Origin of the sequence: Streptomyces lydicus, from assembly GCF_001729485.1 — a bacterium.
GTDB classification, from domain to species: domain Bacteria; phylum Actinomycetota; class Actinomycetes; order Streptomycetales; family Streptomycetaceae; genus Streptomyces; species Streptomyces lydicus_D.
In genome coordinates this window covers 3,971,601-3,988,164 of the sequence record NZ_CP017157.1, presented here as the reverse complement: position 1 = coordinate 3,988,164, position 16,564 = coordinate 3,971,601, and the positions used below count along the sequence as shown (strand labels likewise).

The window sequence follows — 16,564 nt, the reverse complement described above, 5'->3', positions numbered from 1 at the left end:
TCAGCCCTGGCGGCCCTCGGGAAAGGTGAACTCCATGAGGAGGTCTTCTGCCTCGCTCGGCACCTGCCGGAAGCCGGCCTTCTCCCAGGCGCGCACTGCCCGCACGTTCCCTCTCACGGGATCGACTGTCACGCGCCGCCATCCGAGATTCCCGCCCAAATGCGCAAGGAGCGCGCGAGCGGCATCCGGCCCCAGGGCCCGGCCCCGCGCCTCCGGTGCCAACACCATGTCGAGGCCACCTTCAGCCACGCCGGCGTGCCAGTACTGCGCGTAGCCCACCGGTGTGCCCTGTGCCAGCACAAGGAAAGACTCCACACGCGGCCGGCGCCGTCCGACGTACTTCTCGGCCACCTCGTCACGCGATATCGGTACGCCACCCAATGCTCGACGAAGTCCGGGGAAGCGAACCATTGGGCCAGCAGGTCCAAATCTTCTTCGGTCGTCGGAATGAGACGGGTCAGCGCTCCGTCGAGAACTACTCCATCGGCCATCAACGACTCTCCCATTTGACTTGGAAGCGCACACATGAACGCGGGCACCGGCTGACCGCGCGGTGCCCGCCGCTCCGAGGAAACGGCGGGCACCGCGGCGGCCGTGGTGAGAGTCGCCGTTATCTGGAGACGGCCTTGCCCCAGCCCTGCGCAATGTCCTCCTTGGCATAGTCCATCTGCGACTCGGTCGGGGTTGTCGGCGTGCCGGAGACCTTCGGCAGCTTGGCGGCCGCGGTCTTGTCCAGCGTGCCCTTCTTCTCCATGGAGGTCATCAGGGCGGGGCGGGCGTAGCCCTTGAGCCAGAGGTTCTGGCCCTCGGCGCTGTAGAGGTACTCCTGCCACAACCGGGCGGCCGCCGGGTGCGGGGCGTCCTTGTTGATGGCCTGCGAGTAGTACTGCGAGAACTTGCCGTCCTCCGGGACCGCGACCTGCCAGTCGAGTCCCTTGCTCTTGAACTCGTCGGCGTACTTGGCGTTGAGGTAGTCCCAGTCGAGGACGATCGGCGTCTGGCCCTTCTTGATGGTGGCCGAGGTGGACTGGACGGGCGTGTAGTTGCCGTTCTTTTTGAGCTTGGCGAAGAAATCGAGGCCGGGCTGGACGTAGTCGAAGGAGCCGCCGTTGGCGAGGGCGGCCGCGAATACCGTGCCGAAGGCCGAACCCGACTTGGTGGGGTCGCCGTTGAGTGCGACCTGGCCCTTGTACTCCGGCTTGAGCAGGTCCTTGAAGCTGGTCGGGCAAGTCCTCACGCGATTGGCGTCGCAGCCGATGGATATATAGCCGCCGTAGCCGTTGTACCAGCGGCTCAGCGAGTCCTTCTGGCCGTCGGGGATGTCAACGTAATCGGCGACCCTGTACCGCGCGAGCAGATCCTTCTGGGCGGCGCTGTACGCGAAGGAGCTACCGAGGTCGAGGACGTCGGGCGCCCGGTCCTGGCCCTTGCGGGAGGTGACGGCGTTGATCTCGTCCTGGCTGGCGCCGTCCGGGTTCTCCACCTCGACCTTGATGCCGTACTTCTTCTCGAAGCCGTCGAGCAGCGCACCGTAATTGGCCCAGTCGCGAGGGAGCGCGATGGCGTGCAGCGTGCCTTCCTTTTGGGCTGCCTTGACGAGCGCGTCCATGCCCCCGAAGTCCTTGGCCGTCACGGCGGTGGCCGCGCTCTCTCCGTCGGCGTTGGTCGCCCCGTCGCTGCCCGCGCCACAGGCGCTGAGGACAAGTGTGGCGGCGACGAGGCCGCCGGTAAGCACGGCGGATCGCGGCAGGATCTCGGTCACGGTCTCTCCAGAGGGGTACACAGGGCGGCACAGTGGACGCACGGGGATTCACGTGGGGGGTGAGAACTTGTGTGAACAAAGCGTCTGCACAAGTTGGCCATAGTAGGCACGCTGCGGATGTCCGGTCCGTAACATCTTCGAAACTCTTGGCCACCGTTCCTGCGCATATTTGGCGCGCAAGGGACATTGTCGCGGCGCCTCGCCCACACTGATCGCGCTGCGCACACAGCACACCACTTTGCGTGAGGGTGGGGGCATGGCAGCACGCCACGGCACGGCACAAGGGGATTGCCGGAAGCTGCGGCGGGTGATCGATCGTGAGGACTACGCGGGCGGTCGGCAGCTACTACCCAACGGTTGTCCGCGCGAACGAGCAGGGCCACGAGGTCAGCCACGTCCTCGGGCCGACCGATCCGGCCGAGCGCGGTCATGGCGGCGGCTCCGTCCAGTGCGTCCGGGTGGGCGCCGGCCCTGAGGAGAACCGCGGTCGCGTCCTGGCAGGGCTTGTCGCGTCGGGGCTTCGCGGCCGTCGAGGACGAACTCAAGTGGACGGCGCGACCGGGGACCGCAAGCCGAGCCACTGCTCGGCGTCCCAGGCGTGGAACCGCTCTACCTCGGTGAACCGCAGCTTTGTCGCGAGGCGCATCGACCCGACGTTGGCGGTCTGGGTGGTGAGCACCACCGGCTCGCCGGGAAGGACGCCGTCGAACCAGTCGAGTGCCGCCGCGCACGCCTCGGTGGCGTACCCGAATCCCCACGCCCGCGGCAGGAACAGGTAGCCGAGGTCGACCTTCCCCGCAGCAACCGGGCGACGATGCTCCGTTGCCCTCCTGAGCAGGATCTGGCCGATCATCGCCCCGTCGACCTCAACGACGAAACTCCCCGGCCACCGCTCGGGCACCGCGGGCACCACGCTCTTCAGCTCCTCACGCGGCCGAGGGCCGCCAAGGTAGGTGTGCACCTCTGGCGACGCCAGCAGCTCGATGAAAGCCGCACGGTCCCGGGCCTCGGGCTCTCGGAGCACGAGCCGCTCGGTCCTGATCGGGGCAGGCGGCGGCCAGGCGACGGGTCCGAGTTCTGTCATGCCGACCAACTAATCAGCAGGCTCGGCAATGATCAAGGCGCGGGATCGTGCCAACTTCCCCACCGTGCGGCGGCGATCTCCTTGGCCCGTTTCTGCGAGGTGCCGCGCTCCTCGGCCTGCTCCTTGCATCCCAACCTGCCGCATAAGACGCGCGCAGGGCGCCGTCAGCCGGTGGCCAGCATCTTTTCCCGCAGGTGGGTGCAGATGCGGTTGATGAGGCGGGAGACGTGCATCTGGGAGAGGCCGAGTTGGTTGCCGATCTCGGTCTGGGTCATCTCGGCGCCGAAGCGGAGTTCAAGGATGGTGCGGTCACGGTCGCCGAGCTCGGCGAGATGCGGCTTGAGGGCCTGGATGTCTTCGGCCAGCGCGAGGGCCGGGTCGTCGGTGCCCATGAGGTCGGCGACAAATCCGGTCTGCTGCTTGGAGGCGTCTTGGATGGGCCGGTCGAGGGACTGACTGTCGTAGCCGTTGGAGGCGACGACGCCTTCCGCGACCTCTGCCTCGTCCAGGTCGAGGTGGGTGGCGAGGTCGGCGACGGACGGCTCGTGGATGCCCTGGCCTTCGAGCTGTTCGCGGGCGCGGGCGAGTTCGATGCGTAATTCCTGCAGACGTCGGGGCACCCGGACCGACCAGGTGGTGTCGCGGAAGAACCTCTTGATTTCACCCTGGATGTAGGGGACGGCCAGGGTGGTGAACTCCACGCCGCGCGCGATGTCGTAGCGGTCAATGGCCTTGATCAGACCGATGGTGCCGACCTGCAACATGTCCTCGATGGCATCCCTGCGGCCGGAGAAGCGGCGGGCGACGAAGCGCACGAGGTTCAGGTTCATCTCGATGAGGGTGTTGCGCACGTACTGGAACTCCTGCGTCCCCTCTTCCAGCGCATCGAGTCGCAGCAGAAAAATTCTTGTGAGCGCGCGTGCGTCGGCGGGAGTCATGTGCTGAGGGTCCCGGATCTGCGGGGGCACCGTCGGGGCCGGGACGGCACACACCTTCGACGTCGCCTCAGGCGCTGTACTTGCCGTCATGGTGCTGTTGCTCATGACCGGTCCCTCCGGTTGCTGAGCCCCCGTCGCCAGGCCCCTACCCGGCATCACCAGCAGCACACCCTGCTGGCGGCAACGCGCCATGTCCTCCCCTGGGCATGCCGGTTGAGACGGGGCGGGATGACAGCCTCCCCTCACCTGCGCCGGCGGTGGCCTTCGCTCAGTGCGTCTGCTCAGTGATCATCTTGAGCATGGCCCGGGGTGTGTTGTTTTCGGAGTCGATCCCGTGGGCCTCGGTGCCTTCGAAAGTGACGGGCTCGGTGCTGCGGGCGGCGGCGAGGTGGGCGGCGTCGCCGGGCACCTTCGCGGAGCCGGTGTGCCGGGTGTCGGCGTCGAGCAGGTAGGTCTCGACGAACGACGTGCCGACGTACTCGGGTGTGGCGTCGAGAGCAGCGGCCGGACCCGCGACCACGCGCCGTCCGCGCCGATCAGCAGGCTGGTGACGACGGTGCTGCCGTCGGCGAACGTCACCTCATGGCGGCCCTCGCCGAGGGCGCGGGTGCCGCGGACCTTGTGTCCCACCGGACGGTGTCGGCCGGGAGCGAGTCGAGCAGGATCCGTCGCAGCTCCCCTCGCTGCACCTCGGGGCGTCCGCCTGTGCCGTCGTCGGCCATCTCGTGCAGGACGGTCCCGTCGTGCTCGACGAGCCGCATCGTCTGGCGGCCCTCGATGACGATGGCTCGGAACTCCTCCATCAGGCCGGCCGCTTTGAGGGCGAGCTGCCCGTTGTAGTCGTGGATGTCGAGCATCCCACCCTGCTGACGTGCCGTCGGGGAGGACTCGGACTCGCAGACCGTGACCGGGACTCCGTGGCCGTGCAGGGCCCGGGCCCAGCGTGAGCCCGCCGAGTCCGGCGCCGATGATCGTGACGGGGGTGTGCATGGTGGCTCCTCGGGGTCGGGACCGCCCGGTGACCTCCGGCGGCCGTTTGCGGGAAGGTGCCAGGTCCCGCCGACACGCCGCCGACTTCGGTCAGCCGGCCCCTGACAGCTGACCGACACCCACCCGGAAGGCGCATCTCGGCGTCTGGATCGATCGTGCTCATGCCCGCTTCTCGCGTCGCCCTTCGTGGATCAGCCGCCGGCTTCCCGCGCCACGCGTTCCAGTCGGCTCCGGTGGCCTTCCCACCATGCCTGGTCCTCCGGTGGCATGCTCTCCTTGCCTTGCAGATATCCGACGGATCCGTCAGTGAGCTCTCGCACGATGTCGGCGTGGCCGGCATGCCGCTGGGTATCGGCGATCACGCGCACCAGGATGTGGTGCAGCGTCACCTTCTGGCGTTCCGCCGGCCACCACGGGACGTGACCGATCGCGTCAAGCGCCAGCGTCGCGATCGTGCTGTTGGAGTGCTCCCACGCCTGGCGATACAGCCCAACGAGCTGTTCACGTGATTCGTCCGCACTGGCCCACATGTCCGAGTTGGGCTCCGATTCCTCGGTGTACCACCAGGACGGCGGCGGCTCCGCGTCGAAGAACGGCCGTCCGAACGTGTCTCCCAGGTATGCCAACTCCACACCGGCGACATGCTTGACCAGCCCCAGCAGGTTCGTGCCCGTGGGAGTCAGCGGACGGCGGACTTCGTAGTCCGAGAGCCCGTCGAGCTTCCACAGCAGGGCATCGCGCCCCTCTTGTAGATATCGGAGAAGGTCGGCTTTCGGGTTCGGTTCGCTCATGTCAGGCAGTTTTCCACCGGGCACTGACAGCCGGGAGTGACAGCACCTGCCCGGGCGGCGGCACGATTGCCGGCTCGACGTCCTGGTCATCTGCGGCCCCGACCAGCCGGTGCCTGTCGGACGCGACCGCTCAGCGGCAGGTGATGAGGGGTCCGGCCCAGTCGGCGTGGTCGGAGTTGTTGCCGTTGCCTCCGTCGGTGACCACGAGCCGCATCTCGCTGCCGCCGGTCAGGTCTGCGGTGAGGTGCTTCGCGGGCTGGTCGACCGTCATCAGCCCGCTGTCGGCGACCTTCGTGCCGTCCCGGTAGATCTGGAAGACCACTGAGCCGTTCGCGCCCACCTCGTCGTCGATGCCCACGTCCACACTGAGGGCGGAGCAGGCGCCGCCGAGGTGGTAGGTGATCTCGCTGGGGGCGTGGGCCCCCAGCCCTTCGGTGTAGCTGGTTCCCTGGATGGTGAGGGGGTGTCCGTCGATGCTGCGGTTCAGCCCTACCGGCCCCCAGCCGTTTGTGCTGGAGGTCCACGGCCGGGCAACCAACGGGCTGATACGGGCGGTCGACGGCGTGTCCTCGGAGCCCGGGCGCCCGGAAGGCGACGGCTTCGCCGACGACGAGGGCCGGGAAGACGGATGCTTCGACGCCGTGGTGCGGGTGGGGGACGGGGAGCCTGACGCCGGGCCGGAGGCGGTCGCCGAGCCGCTGGGCGAAGCCGTCGGCGGGTGGTCCGGAGTGGTCGCCGAGGAGTGACCGGACCGTTCGGGGCTGCCGGCCGAGGCGTCGTGGCGCGCCGGTCCGAGCAGGGTGCCGGCGGATATGGCACCGCCGGCCAGCGCAGTCACGGCAACGGCGAGCACGGCGATGCGCGTCGGTGAGAGTCGGGAGACCCGGGCGACGCGCGATTCGCCGGACGGCTTCACCCCGGGCGGGGGCCCAGCGACGCTGGGTTCGCCGACGATGGTGGCAGGCTCCCGTTCGCTGCCGGAAGGATCGGGGCCATTCCCTGACTGGTTGGCCAGCCAGGACTCGAAGTTGTCGCGCAGTTCGGTGTTCCGGGAATTGTGGTGCCAGGCGGCGGCGGTGTGGCGTACCGCCGCCAGCAGCCGGTCCCGCCATACGGCATCAACCCCCTCCCCCGGCTCTTGGGAGTACAGGACGCCGTCGATGGCTTCCTTCGCCAGATCCGCTGCGGCCTGGGAGGTTCTGGAGCAGGAGCGGGCGTAGGCCAGTACGGCGGCGTAGTGCCGGCGGTGGAACTCGTCGAGGGCTTCCTCGCCTGCCGCCGCTGCGCCGTCCGGAGCCGGCGTGCCATACGCCTCAGCCGTCGCCCGGCTTCCGGGCCGGGCTGCGGCGCGGATGCGCCGGACCAGCTCGGCGTCGGAAGGCGTTGTCCCACCGGTGGTGTCGAATTGCTTGTACATGATTGGGCTGCTGACCCTTCAACGTCCTGACGGTTAGTGAAAGTACCGCACAGCGTGGACGGTTCGCCGGGTCCGGTCGTTGCCAGCAGCAGGGGACGGTTGATCTCCCACTTGCGTTCATGACAAAGGGCTCACCTTCCCCGTCGAGGGTCGCCTACGGCCAGCAATCCACCGCGAGCACTGGGGCAACGTGGTGGATCAGGCCCGGATCGCGGCGCACAACGTGGTCGTACGGGAAGGCCGACCACACCACCATCGCACTATCCCGGGCTGCGCGGCGGCAGCCGCTGCGTGATCCGGTTGAACAGGTCCGTCAGCGGTTCGCCGATCTCCCGGCCGAACTCCGTCAGCCCGTAGGTGACTTGGGGCGGTGTCGTCGGCTCGACCTTTCGCCAGACCAGGCCGTCCTGGACCAGTACGCGCAGGGTCTGGGCGAGCATCTTCTCGCTGATGCCCTGGATGCTCTCGCGCAGCTCGTAGAACCGAAGGTCGTTGCTGCGCAAGGAGATCAGCACCCAGATGCCCCACCTGCTGGTCACGTGGTCGACCATGTCCCGCGCGGGGCAGTCGGTGTGAAACACCTCATACCGAGGGCTCGCCTCGACCTGCGTGAGCTGCGCGCCTTCCGTCATGTCCGGAGCTTACCTCTGGGTACGTCCTTACGGAAAGTAAGTCCTGCTCCTAACGTCAACTTCCTGAGTGCACAACGGACTAGGAGCTGAACATGATCGTGGTGACCGGGGCTACCGGGAACGTGGGCCGGCCTTTGACGCGGGTCCTGACCGAGGCCGGCGAGCGGGTGACAGCGGTGTCGCGGCACGCGGCGGCGGTGCCGGACGGCGTCCGGCACGTGGTGGCTGACCTGGCCGAACCGGCGGGCCTCACGCCCGCGTTGGACGGGGCGAAGGCGCTCTTCCTCCTGCTGTCCGGCGACCTGCACGCCCCCGGAGCCAGGCCGGCCGACCTCATCGGTCTGGCCGAGGCCAGTGGGGTCCGCCGGGTCGTCCTGCTGTCTTCGCAGGGTGTGGCGACCAGGCCGCTCGGCCCGACGCGGGTCGCGATGCGCGCGCTGGAGGACGCGTTGCGGGAGTCCGGCCTGGACTGGGCTGTTCTGCGGCCGGGCGGCTTCGCCTCCAACGCCTTGGCCTGGGCGGAGTCCGTCCGTACGCAAGGGGCGGTCGCGGCGCCCTTCGGCGACGTCGGGGTGCCGGTCGTCGACCCGGCGGACATCGCCGAGGTCGCGGCGGCCTGTCTGCTGGACGACCGGCACACCGGCGGGGTGTACGAGCTGACCGGGCCCGAGGTGATCACGCCGCGTCAGCAGGCGGAGGACATCGCCGCCGCGCTCGGCTCGCCGGTGCGGTTCCACGAGCTCACCCGCGACGAGGCCAAGGCCGCGATGACCCGGTTCGTGCCGGCGGAACTCGCCGACGACACCCTGGACATCATCTCTGCCCCGAACCCGGCCGAACTGCGGATCAGCCCGGACGTGGAACAGGTCCTCGGCCGCGCCCCGCGCCCCTTCAACAGCTGGGTCGCCCGCAACATCGCCGCTTTCCGCTGAGGCGGAACGCAACTGACGTGCCCGGGAAGCCTCGTTGCGGCTGCGGTCGCACGAGGCCCCCCTCTCGCGAGGGATCACGCACAACACCCGTGTTAGCCGGTTGTTAGCGGAGCAACAGTTTCTCGATAGTGGCCCGGACCAGGGTGGGTGACGTACCGAGGAGACAACGAACACCGACTGCCCCTGGGGGGACCCCGTAATGAGCTCCAGCCCCGCTGTCCGCACCGCTCGTCGCCGCACCGTGCGCATTGCCGCCGCGGCCCTTGCCGCGGCCGCCGGACTCACCCTGACCGCCTGCTCCGGCGCGGACGCCGCCGACGCGAAGTCCGCCGGCCACACGAACTCCGCCGCCGGGTCCACCGCCTCGGGCTGGTCCGGACTTCAGAGCGCCGATGGCAAGGAGAGCTTCGGTGCCAAGACCGGCACCAAGTCGGTGGCTGCGGGCAAGCAGTCGGGCGGCGCGCAGCCCGCCAAGGCCAGGACGGGATCCCCGGTCCGCACCCGGACCCTGGTGGACGGCAGCACGGCCAAGATCTACGACCTGGGCTCGCAGCGCTACCGCGCCGAGATCGTCAGCGACGGTTCGGTCGTGGCCACGATGGAGACGACGGGGCAGGACGCCGACGCCGGGCTCGACGCCAACGGCATGTACGTCGTGCTCACGATGGGCGGCGAGATCCACTCCTGGATGGGCGGCGAGCACCAGGGGCCGGGCACTTTCAAGCTCGCGGGCGGCTGGACGGCCAAGGTCACGAAGGTCGGCGAGCTGCGGTACCGCGCGCAGATCATCGGCCACGACGGCGTGGCCGCCACGCTGGAGACGAAGGGGCACGACGTGGGGGTCGACGCCAACGGCGTGTACATCGTGCTCAGCGCCGGCGGCGTGATCAGCGCCCACAAGTAAGACCCGCCCGGCTGAGGTGGCGGTGCAGCCGCCTCCGACGGGGCAGCCCCACCGCCACAGCGTCCAAAGCGCTCTGCGCACGCACGCGCCACCATGCGTCATGCACGGCCGGACGTGACGAACGTCGACCTGGGCCACTGGCCCAGTGGCGTGCAGCAGACCTGGGGAACGGCGCACAGAGCAGGCGGCTTCCGCCGCGGTGTCTCTCCAGGAGAGCTGTGCACAGAAGATCTCAAGACTCGATGGAGGAAGTCATGAAGTCCTTGCGCACTCGTATCGCTCTCGGTCTCGCCGTGGGTGTCGCGGCGGTCACTGTGCCGCTGACCGCCACGGCCGCTTTCGCCGCCGGCCCGCCGCCCGGTGACGGTTGGCAGCCGGTCGGTGGCGAGTCGTTCGACTCCTGGCAGAAGTGCTACGACCAGATGCAGAGTGACCTGTCACAGAACCCCAAGTACCACGAGGCCACCTGCGTCAGCGACCCCCAGCCCGGCCTCCCCAACTTCTACTCGGAGTGGATGCGCTGAGCTTGTCTTCGTAGTCCGACCTCGCAAAACGGCGTCCGGCGGTCCGCTCGGCGGCCTCGTCAGCCGCAGCATGGCGCTGTGGCTGACGGGGCGCCCGCCGAGCGCCTCTCGTGGCGACCGGCCGCAGGTGTCACACCCCGGCGGCGCGCGCTGGCCAGAACTGATGCCCTTATGGTGACGCTGACTCAAAGCTGACAGCGAGGAGCACCATCCATGGCGGTCTCGATCGGATTGCACGTCAGCGCGGAATTTCCCGCGATGCTGGAGCGGATTGACGCACTCGGCGGGGCGCTGGAGGCGGACGCGGACGCGGCCGAGGAACTCGGCAGACTCACGGAGGACATCGGACGGGCGTTGCTGGGTGCTGGGGTCGTGCGGGCCGCACTGCCGCAGAGCCTCGGCGGCTACGAGTTCTCCCCGAGCCAATTGATAGAGACCGTCGAGCGGGTCAGTTATCACGATGCCGCGGCCGGTTGGACGATGATGGCCCTGCAATTGATGACCGGCACCACTGCGGCCTATCTCGATGCCGTTGCGGCGGCCGACTTGTTCCCGAATGTCGCGGGTGGGGAACACGCTTTGTTGGCCGGTCACGGCACCCGGCCCGGCCGGGCCGTCCCGGTGGCGGGCGGCTTTCTGGTGAGCGGCAGTTGGCAGTTCGCCTCCGGTATGGCGCACGCCACCCATATCCACAGTGCGATCCAGGTCGAGGGCACCGGGGAGCTGCGGGTGCTGGCGATGCCGAAATCCCAGGTGGAACTCGTCGACAACTGGGATGTGCTCGGGCTGCGCGCGACGCACAGTATCGATTACCACTGCGCCGATGTGCTTGTCCCGGCGACGTACACGTATCTCGCCACGACGACGAACCCGGCCAACGGCGGCGCGATCTACCGCCTCGGATTGGTCAACATGTCCGCCATCGGACACACCGGTTGGGCGCTCGGTGTCGGGCGGCGCCTGCTCGATGAACTGAAGTTAGTCGCCGCGGCCAAATCCGGCACACGTAACGCCGCCGTCGACACCACGCAGTTCCACGCGGCATACGCCACCGCCGAAGCCAAGCTTCGTTCGGCACGGGCATGGGCGAGGGAGGTATGGCGAGGTATCGAGGGCATTTTGGCTGCAGGCGAGTTGCCGAGTACCGAGCAAGACACTCTGCTCAGGCTGGTGCTCAACCACGTGACGTGGACCGTGCAGGACGTGGGTCAGATGGTGCACCGGTGGGCGGGGACAGCGGCTGTCCGGCGCGGGCCGATCGACCGGTTCCTGCGTGATCTCGCCACGGGTACGCAGCACATCACCTCAAGCCCCACGGTCCTGCAGAACTGCGGGAAATGGCTCAGCGGCGCGCAACCGCAAGCGCACTGGGAATTCCTCGACTTGACGTCCTGACCAGCAGGTCGACGAGTGGGCACGGGTACGGGAGGGTGCCGGCATTCGTCCGGCACCCGGTCCGCCGGCCGACAGGGCGGTCGAAAGAACGCATTCCTCCTATGACCGTAGCGTCTCCGAAGGCGACTCCCCGAACTGCTGGCGGTACGCGACGGAGAAACGCCCCGGGTGCAGAAAGCCCCAGCGGGAGGCGACGGCGGTGACGGTCTCGGCACCGGGGTCGGAGGCCAGGAGTTCCTTGCGTACGCGGTCCAGGCGGACCTCGCGCAGGTACGCGAGCGGCGTCGTGTCGAGGTGCCGGCGGAAGCCCTCCTGAAGGGCCCGTACGCCGACCCCGACGCATTCCGCGATCTCGGCGACCGTGAGCGGCTCGGCGGCGTGTCCCTCGATGACGTCCATGGCGCGGCGGACCGCGGGCGGTGCGACCCGCGGCTGCTCGCCCAGCAGCGCCGATGTGTAGTTGTTGGGCTGGGCCATCAACAGCTGGGTCATCAGGAGTGATTCAAGCTGTTTTGTCACGAGGGGCTGGTTTGTCATGCCACCAGGCCCCTCCGCCTCCCGGCGCATGAGGTCGACGATGTTGAGCCAGGATCGGGAGCCCGGTGCGGTGAGGTCCATGCCGAGCGAGAAGAAGATCGGGCGGCGCACGGCGCGGCCGAGCAAACTGCCCAGGTGCGATTCCAGCGACGATCGGTCGAACCACACGATCAGCTGCGGATTGCCGTCACCCCAGCGCATGTCCAACTTTCCGGTCGGAGAGGGGACAGAAGCGAGTTCCGGGGAGGAAATGATCTCCTCGCGGCCGCAGGTGATTTCGGCGTAGCCGGCGAGCGGGATCTGGACCAGGAAAAAGCTCTCCAGGTCGCCCGGTGTGATGCGGACTTCCGTTCCGTAATCGAGGTAATAGAGACCTGTCCGGTCGAACGGGGCGCCGTGCAGCCTGGCGTCGAGCGTCGCCGAACGCCGCATGATGCGCAGGTCATGCGGACAGAAGGCACGGCCGACCTCGGCCCGCGCCTCCCAAATGTCCGTTGTATGAAACCGCTGGTGATTTGCGAGAGGGGACTCTTCAGCGGACATATGAACCTCCACCGCCGAGATGCGCGATCGGGACAGCAACCCGCGTGATCCGGATAGCGGAGGTGATCTTGCCATACCAAGATTGATGCCTGACCGCCGCGGCCCCGAGAGAATCCTGGGAATCAACAATGCAGGGAGTGCCGGGCCGGACTGCGCCCGTCATTGGCGGAGTCACGCCCAGCGGACAGCCCGTCGCATGCGTGCTGCGCGTCTTACGCGCCACCGGCGCGGCGAGGGCCGCCAAGGCCGTACCCCCGCACGCCGCGGCACCCGTGCCGCTGCTGCCCCGGCTCGCCGATTCGGCGGGGCCCCTCTAGCCGGCCGGGTCACCCGGGGCCCCTCCCCCGGCCCTACGGATGCCCCGGCCTCCGCGGCTGCCCGCCGGCCCCCCTCCGGCGGGCAGCCGCATTCCGCACAACCGCCCCCCACTCGTTCACGCCGCCACGTGCCCACCCGCCGCACAGCGCACGGCACCGCACGGCACCGCTCGAAAACCGCACACCCCAATCCCCGGAGATCCCCTCATGCGCAAGATCACCATCGTCGGAGCCGGCCAGGCTGGACTCCAGCTCGGCATCGGCCTGATCGACCACGGTTTCGACGTCACCGTCGTGTCCAACCGCACCGGAGACCAGATCCGCCAGGGCCGGGTCATGTCCAGCCAGGCCATGTTCGGCACCGCACTGGCCCACGAACGCAACCTCGGCCTCGACTTCTGGGGCGACGCCTGCCCGCCGATCGCCGGGCTCGGCGTGAACATCGCCGACGGCCAGGGCGGCCGGGCGCTCTCCTTCGACGCCCGCCTCGAGGCCACCGCCCGCTCCATAGACCAGCGCGTCAAAATGCCGCTCTGGATGGGCGAGTTCGCGCGCCGCGGCGGCCGTCTGGAACTCTGCGAGGCCGGCATCGAGGACCTGGAGCGCTACGCCGCCGAGTCCGACCTGGTGATCGTCGCGGCCGGCAAGGGCGAGATCGCCGGGCTGTTCGAGCGGGACGCCGTGCGTTCCCCGTACGACGCTCCGCAGCGCGCGCTGGCCCTGGCGTACGTCACCGGCATGGCACCGCTGCCCGACCGCCCCGGCATCAGCTTCAACGTCATCCCCGGTGTGGGCGAGTACTTCACCATGCCCAGCCTGACCACCAGCGGCCCCTGCGACATCATGTTCTTCGAGGGCATCCCGGGTGGCCCGCTCGACTGCTTCGACGGGCTCGCCCCCGACCAGCAACTGGCGAAGTTCCAGGAGCTGCTGCGGAAGTACGTCCCGTGGGAGGCCGAGCGCTGCACCGATGTCGCGCTCACCGACTGGAACGGCACCCTCGCGGGCCGCTTCGCGCCGACCGTCCGCAAGCCCGTCGCCACGCTGCCCTCCGGCGCGCCGGTGCTCGGCCTCGCCGACGTGGTCGTCCTCAACGACCCGATCACCGGCCAGGGGTCCAACAACGCCTCAAAGTGCGCCGCCTCCTACCTCGCCACCATCCTGGACCACGGCGAGCGCCCGTACGACGCCGCGTTCATGGAGCTGGCCTTCGGCCGCTTCTGGGACAACGTCCAGTCCGCCACGACCTGGACCAACGCGATGCTCGGCGCCCCGCCGCAGCACGTCCTGGAGCTCTTCGGCGCGGCGAGCGCCAACTCCCGTGTCGCCACCCGCTTCGTCAACGGCTTCGACGACCCGCGCGACTTCTTCCACTGGTTCATGGACCCGGTCGCCGCGAAGAACTACCTGACCGAGGCCGGTGCCTGACCCGACCGGTCAGGATTCAGGCCCAGCAGACTGACGGCTGCGTCAGCGACAGAACGTAACGAGATCGGGACAGCAGGACATGAGAAGGATCGCGGTGGTCGGAGCCGGGCAGGCGGGTGCCCAACTCGCCCTGGGACTCCAGGCGCACGGTTATGACGTCACCCTGGTCACCGACCGCGACCCCGACGAGATTCGTCGTGGGCCGGTCATGTCCAGCCAGTGCATGTTCGACACCGCGCTGCAGAGCGAGCGCGAACTCGGCCTGCACCACTGGGAGGACCAGGCCCCGGGCATTTCCGGCATCGCGTTCTCTCTCATCGGTCCGCACGGTACTCCGAACGTCTCCTGGCGCGCGCCGCTGGAGGGTGCTGCCCACTCCGTCGACCAGCGGGTCAAGTGTGCCGCCTGGATCGAGCAGTTCGCGGACGGCGGCCGCGGCGAGATCGTGCTGCACGAGGCGGGCGTCAACGACCTCGAATGGTACGCCCGTACGCACGATCTCGTCGTGGTCTCCACGGGCAAGGGCGAGCTGAGCCAACTCTTCCCGCGCAACTCCGAGCTCTCCCCGTACGACCGGCCGCGCCGTGCGCTGGCCCTGACGTACGTCGAGGGAACGGCACCGCGGGAGGGGGAATCCGCCGTCCACTACCGCCTGGTCCCCGGCGTCGGCGAATACTTCTCCTTCCCGGCCCTCACCACCACCGGCCCCTGCGACATCATGGTCTTCGAAGGCGTCCCCGGCGGCCCGATGGACTGCTGGGACGACATCCGCACGCCTGAAGACCACCTCGCCCGCTCCCTGGAAGTCCTCCACCGGTTCTTCCCGGACGAGTACGAGCGCTACCGGCATGCTCGACTCACCGACAGCGGTGGGGTGTTGCGCGGCAGGATCACCCCGACCGTCCGGCACCCCGTCGCCCGCCTTGCCTCCGGCCGGCACGTCCTCGGCATGGCCGACGCCGTCGTGCTCAACGATCCGATCACCGGGCAGGGTTCGAACAACGCGGCCCAGGCCGCGAGCCACTACCTCGACAGCATCCTCCGCCACGGCACCGCGGAATTCACCCCGCAGTGGATGCAGGTCACCTTCGACAACTTCTGGCGTGGCTGGGCCCAATGGTCCGTCGGCTGGACCAACTCCCTCCTGACCGACCTGAGTCCCCACCACCGCGACCTCCTGACCGCGGCGGCCGAAATCCCCTCGGTCGCCGGCGCCCTCGCCGCCGGATTCGACGACCCGCGCACCCTCTACCGCTGGTGGTTCGAGGAGGCCGAGGCGCACCGCTTCCTCGCCGAGAAGCGCGCCCAGCACGCCGCCCGCTTCGACGGCCGCGAACTGCGCCGCGCGCTGGGCCAGTACGCCACCGGCGTGACCGTGGTGACGGCCCGCGCCCCCGACGGCCGCAACGTCGGCATGACCGCGAACTCCTTCACCTCCGTCTCGCTGAACCCTCCCCTCGTCCTGTGGTGCCCCGGAAAGAACGCCCCGAGCCTCCCGGACTTCACCGACGCCTCGCACTTCGCCGTCCACATACTGGCCGCCGACCAGCACCACCTCTCCCGCCAGTTCGCCACCCCGGCCGACGACAAGTTCCGCGGTACCCCCACCACCCCCGGCATCGCCGGCACCCCCCTCCTGGACGGCGTGGTCGCCCGCTTCCAATGCCGCACCGTGCAACGCCTCGACGCGGGCGACCACATCATCTTCCTCGGCGAGGTCGAACAGTACGAGGCCGACGGCGGTACCCCGCTGGTGTTCCACTCGGGGTACTACCACGTGGCGACGAAGCATCCGGATCTGTGAACGAGCGGCCTGATCCGTCCCGTCCTTCCGGCAACGGCCCGTGAAGTCCGTGCAGTTGGCATTCGTCGTTTGACTTCTCCGACGGGCGAGTAGCCGGAAAGATGACGACATGACGGATAGGGCGAAAGTCGTTGTTACGGCGGTGGCGGTGCTGTGCGGCCTGGCCGCGGTGGGTCTGACGGTCCTGGCGCTGATGGTGGACCTGGACACCGCCGACCGGGCTGCCAGCGTCGTCGGGGCGGTCGTCGGGCTCGCCGGGCTGGTGGTGTCTCTCTTCGGCCTGCACCGCGCGGAAGCCGCGGCGGGCGACGGCAACCCGGTGGAGGCGGCCGGAGCCCGCTCGATCGCGGTCAGGGGCAGCATCGGTTACGCCGCCACCGGTGACCGACGCCGGGGTGCGCGGCCGGTGGATGCCGCCGCTGTGCCGCCCGTCCCCTCGGGCGACGCAGGCGGAGTACCGGCCGGGCCGGTGCGGTCGCAGGGCGAGCGCAGCATCGCCGCCGACGGGAACGTCGGCTTCGCCGACACCGGCGACGAGGGTGGCGCGGCATGACCGTGTGGTGGAG

14 protein-coding genes and 2 pseudogenes are annotated in these 16,564 nt (G+C 69.0%); 7 read left to right on the top strand and 9 right to left on the bottom strand.

Annotated features, from left to right (window positions below; genetic code table 11):
• From SL103_RS17275 to SL103_RS17240, 8 genes and pseudogenes are all read right to left on the bottom strand, one after another.
• Positions 1 to 491, bottom strand: a pseudogene (locus SL103_RS17275) (GNAT family N-acetyltransferase).
• Between the two features lie 119 nt (positions 492 to 610).
• Positions 611 to 1,762 carry an ABC transporter substrate-binding protein gene (locus tag SL103_RS17270; RefSeq protein ID WP_069569907.1) on the bottom strand — a complete coding sequence of 384 codons (1,152 nt, stop codon included), beginning with the start codon at positions 1,760 to 1,762 and terminating at the stop codon, positions 611 to 613.
• A 541-nt stretch (positions 1,763 to 2,303) separates the two neighbouring features.
• On the bottom strand, positions 2,304 to 2,846 hold the full coding sequence (locus tag SL103_RS17265; RefSeq protein ID WP_069569906.1) for a GNAT family N-acetyltransferase: 543 nt from the start codon (positions 2,844 to 2,846) through the stop codon (positions 2,304 to 2,306).
• Between the two features lie 164 nt (positions 2,847 to 3,010).
• Complete coding sequence (locus SL103_RS17260) at positions 3,011 to 3,889, bottom strand: SigB/SigF/SigG family RNA polymerase sigma factor (RefSeq protein WP_432215358.1); 879 nt, start codon at positions 3,887 to 3,889, stop codon at positions 3,011 to 3,013.
• Positions 3,890 to 4,160: 271 nt separating this feature from the next.
• Positions 4,161 to 4,774 (bottom strand): annotated as a pseudogene (locus SL103_RS17255) (FAD-dependent oxidoreductase); the annotation flags it as partial.
• 191 nt (positions 4,775 to 4,965) lie between these two features.
• Complete coding sequence (locus tag SL103_RS17250; RefSeq protein ID WP_069569905.1) at positions 4,966 to 5,565, bottom strand: DinB family protein; 600 nt, start codon at positions 5,563 to 5,565, stop codon at positions 4,966 to 4,968.
• Between the two features lie 130 nt (positions 5,566 to 5,695).
• The gene (locus SL103_RS17245; RefSeq protein ID WP_069569904.1) at positions 5,696 to 6,982 is read right to left on the bottom strand and encodes an NPCBM/NEW2 domain-containing protein; all 1,287 of its coding nucleotides are present in this window, start codon (positions 6,980 to 6,982) and stop codon (positions 5,696 to 5,698) included.
• A 260-nt stretch (positions 6,983 to 7,242) separates the two neighbouring features.
• Entirely contained in the window at positions 7,243 to 7,614 is a 372-nt protein-coding gene (locus SL103_RS17240; protein ID WP_069569903.1) for a winged helix-turn-helix transcriptional regulator, read from the bottom strand.
• 92 nt (positions 7,615 to 7,706) lie between these two features.
• On the opposite strand from SL103_RS17240, the gene SL103_RS17235 reads away from it, so the two are divergent.
• From SL103_RS17235 to SL103_RS17220, 4 genes are all read left to right on the top strand, one after another.
• The gene (locus tag SL103_RS17235; RefSeq protein ID WP_069569902.1) at positions 7,707 to 8,546 is read left to right on the top strand and encodes an SDR family oxidoreductase; all 840 of its coding nucleotides are present in this window, start codon (positions 7,707 to 7,709) and stop codon (positions 8,544 to 8,546) included.
• Positions 8,547 to 8,745: 199 nt separating this feature from the next.
• Positions 8,746 to 9,450, top strand: a complete 705-nt coding sequence (locus SL103_RS17230; RefSeq protein WP_069569901.1) for a hypothetical protein — start codon at positions 8,746 to 8,748, stop codon at positions 9,448 to 9,450.
• 254 nt (positions 9,451 to 9,704) lie between these two features.
• Positions 9,705 to 9,974 carry a hypothetical protein gene (locus SL103_RS17225; protein WP_164492826.1) on the top strand — a complete coding sequence of 90 codons (270 nt, stop codon included), beginning with the start codon at positions 9,705 to 9,707 and terminating at the stop codon, positions 9,972 to 9,974.
• 213 nt (positions 9,975 to 10,187) lie between these two features.
• A complete protein-coding gene (locus tag SL103_RS17220) occupies positions 10,188 to 11,369 on the top strand; it encodes an acyl-CoA dehydrogenase (RefSeq protein ID WP_079145796.1) in 1,182 nt (393 codons plus the stop codon).
• Between the two features lie 99 nt (positions 11,370 to 11,468).
• Here SL103_RS17220 and SL103_RS17215 read toward each other — a convergent pair whose 3' ends face one another.
• Positions 11,469 to 12,449: an AraC family transcriptional regulator gene (locus SL103_RS17215; protein ID WP_069569899.1), complete on the bottom strand. Its 981-nt coding sequence runs from the start codon at positions 12,447 to 12,449 to the stop codon at positions 11,469 to 11,471.
• Positions 12,450 to 12,973: 524 nt separating this feature from the next.
• Between SL103_RS17215 and SL103_RS17210 the strand changes: the two genes are divergently transcribed.
• From SL103_RS17210 to SL103_RS17200, 3 genes are all read left to right on the top strand, one after another.
• A complete protein-coding gene (locus tag SL103_RS17210; RefSeq protein ID WP_069569898.1) occupies positions 12,974 to 14,194 on the top strand; it encodes a styrene monooxygenase/indole monooxygenase family protein in 1,221 nt (406 codons plus the stop codon).
• A 79-nt stretch (positions 14,195 to 14,273) separates the two neighbouring features.
• Entirely contained in the window at positions 14,274 to 15,998 is a 1,725-nt protein-coding gene (locus SL103_RS17205) for a styrene monooxygenase/indole monooxygenase family protein (protein ID WP_069569897.1), read from the top strand.
• 109 nt (positions 15,999 to 16,107) lie between these two features.
• Entirely contained in the window at positions 16,108 to 16,551 is a 444-nt protein-coding gene (locus tag SL103_RS17200) for a hypothetical protein (RefSeq protein ID WP_069569896.1), read from the top strand.
• The last annotated feature ends 13 nt before the right edge of the window (positions 16,552 to 16,564 follow it).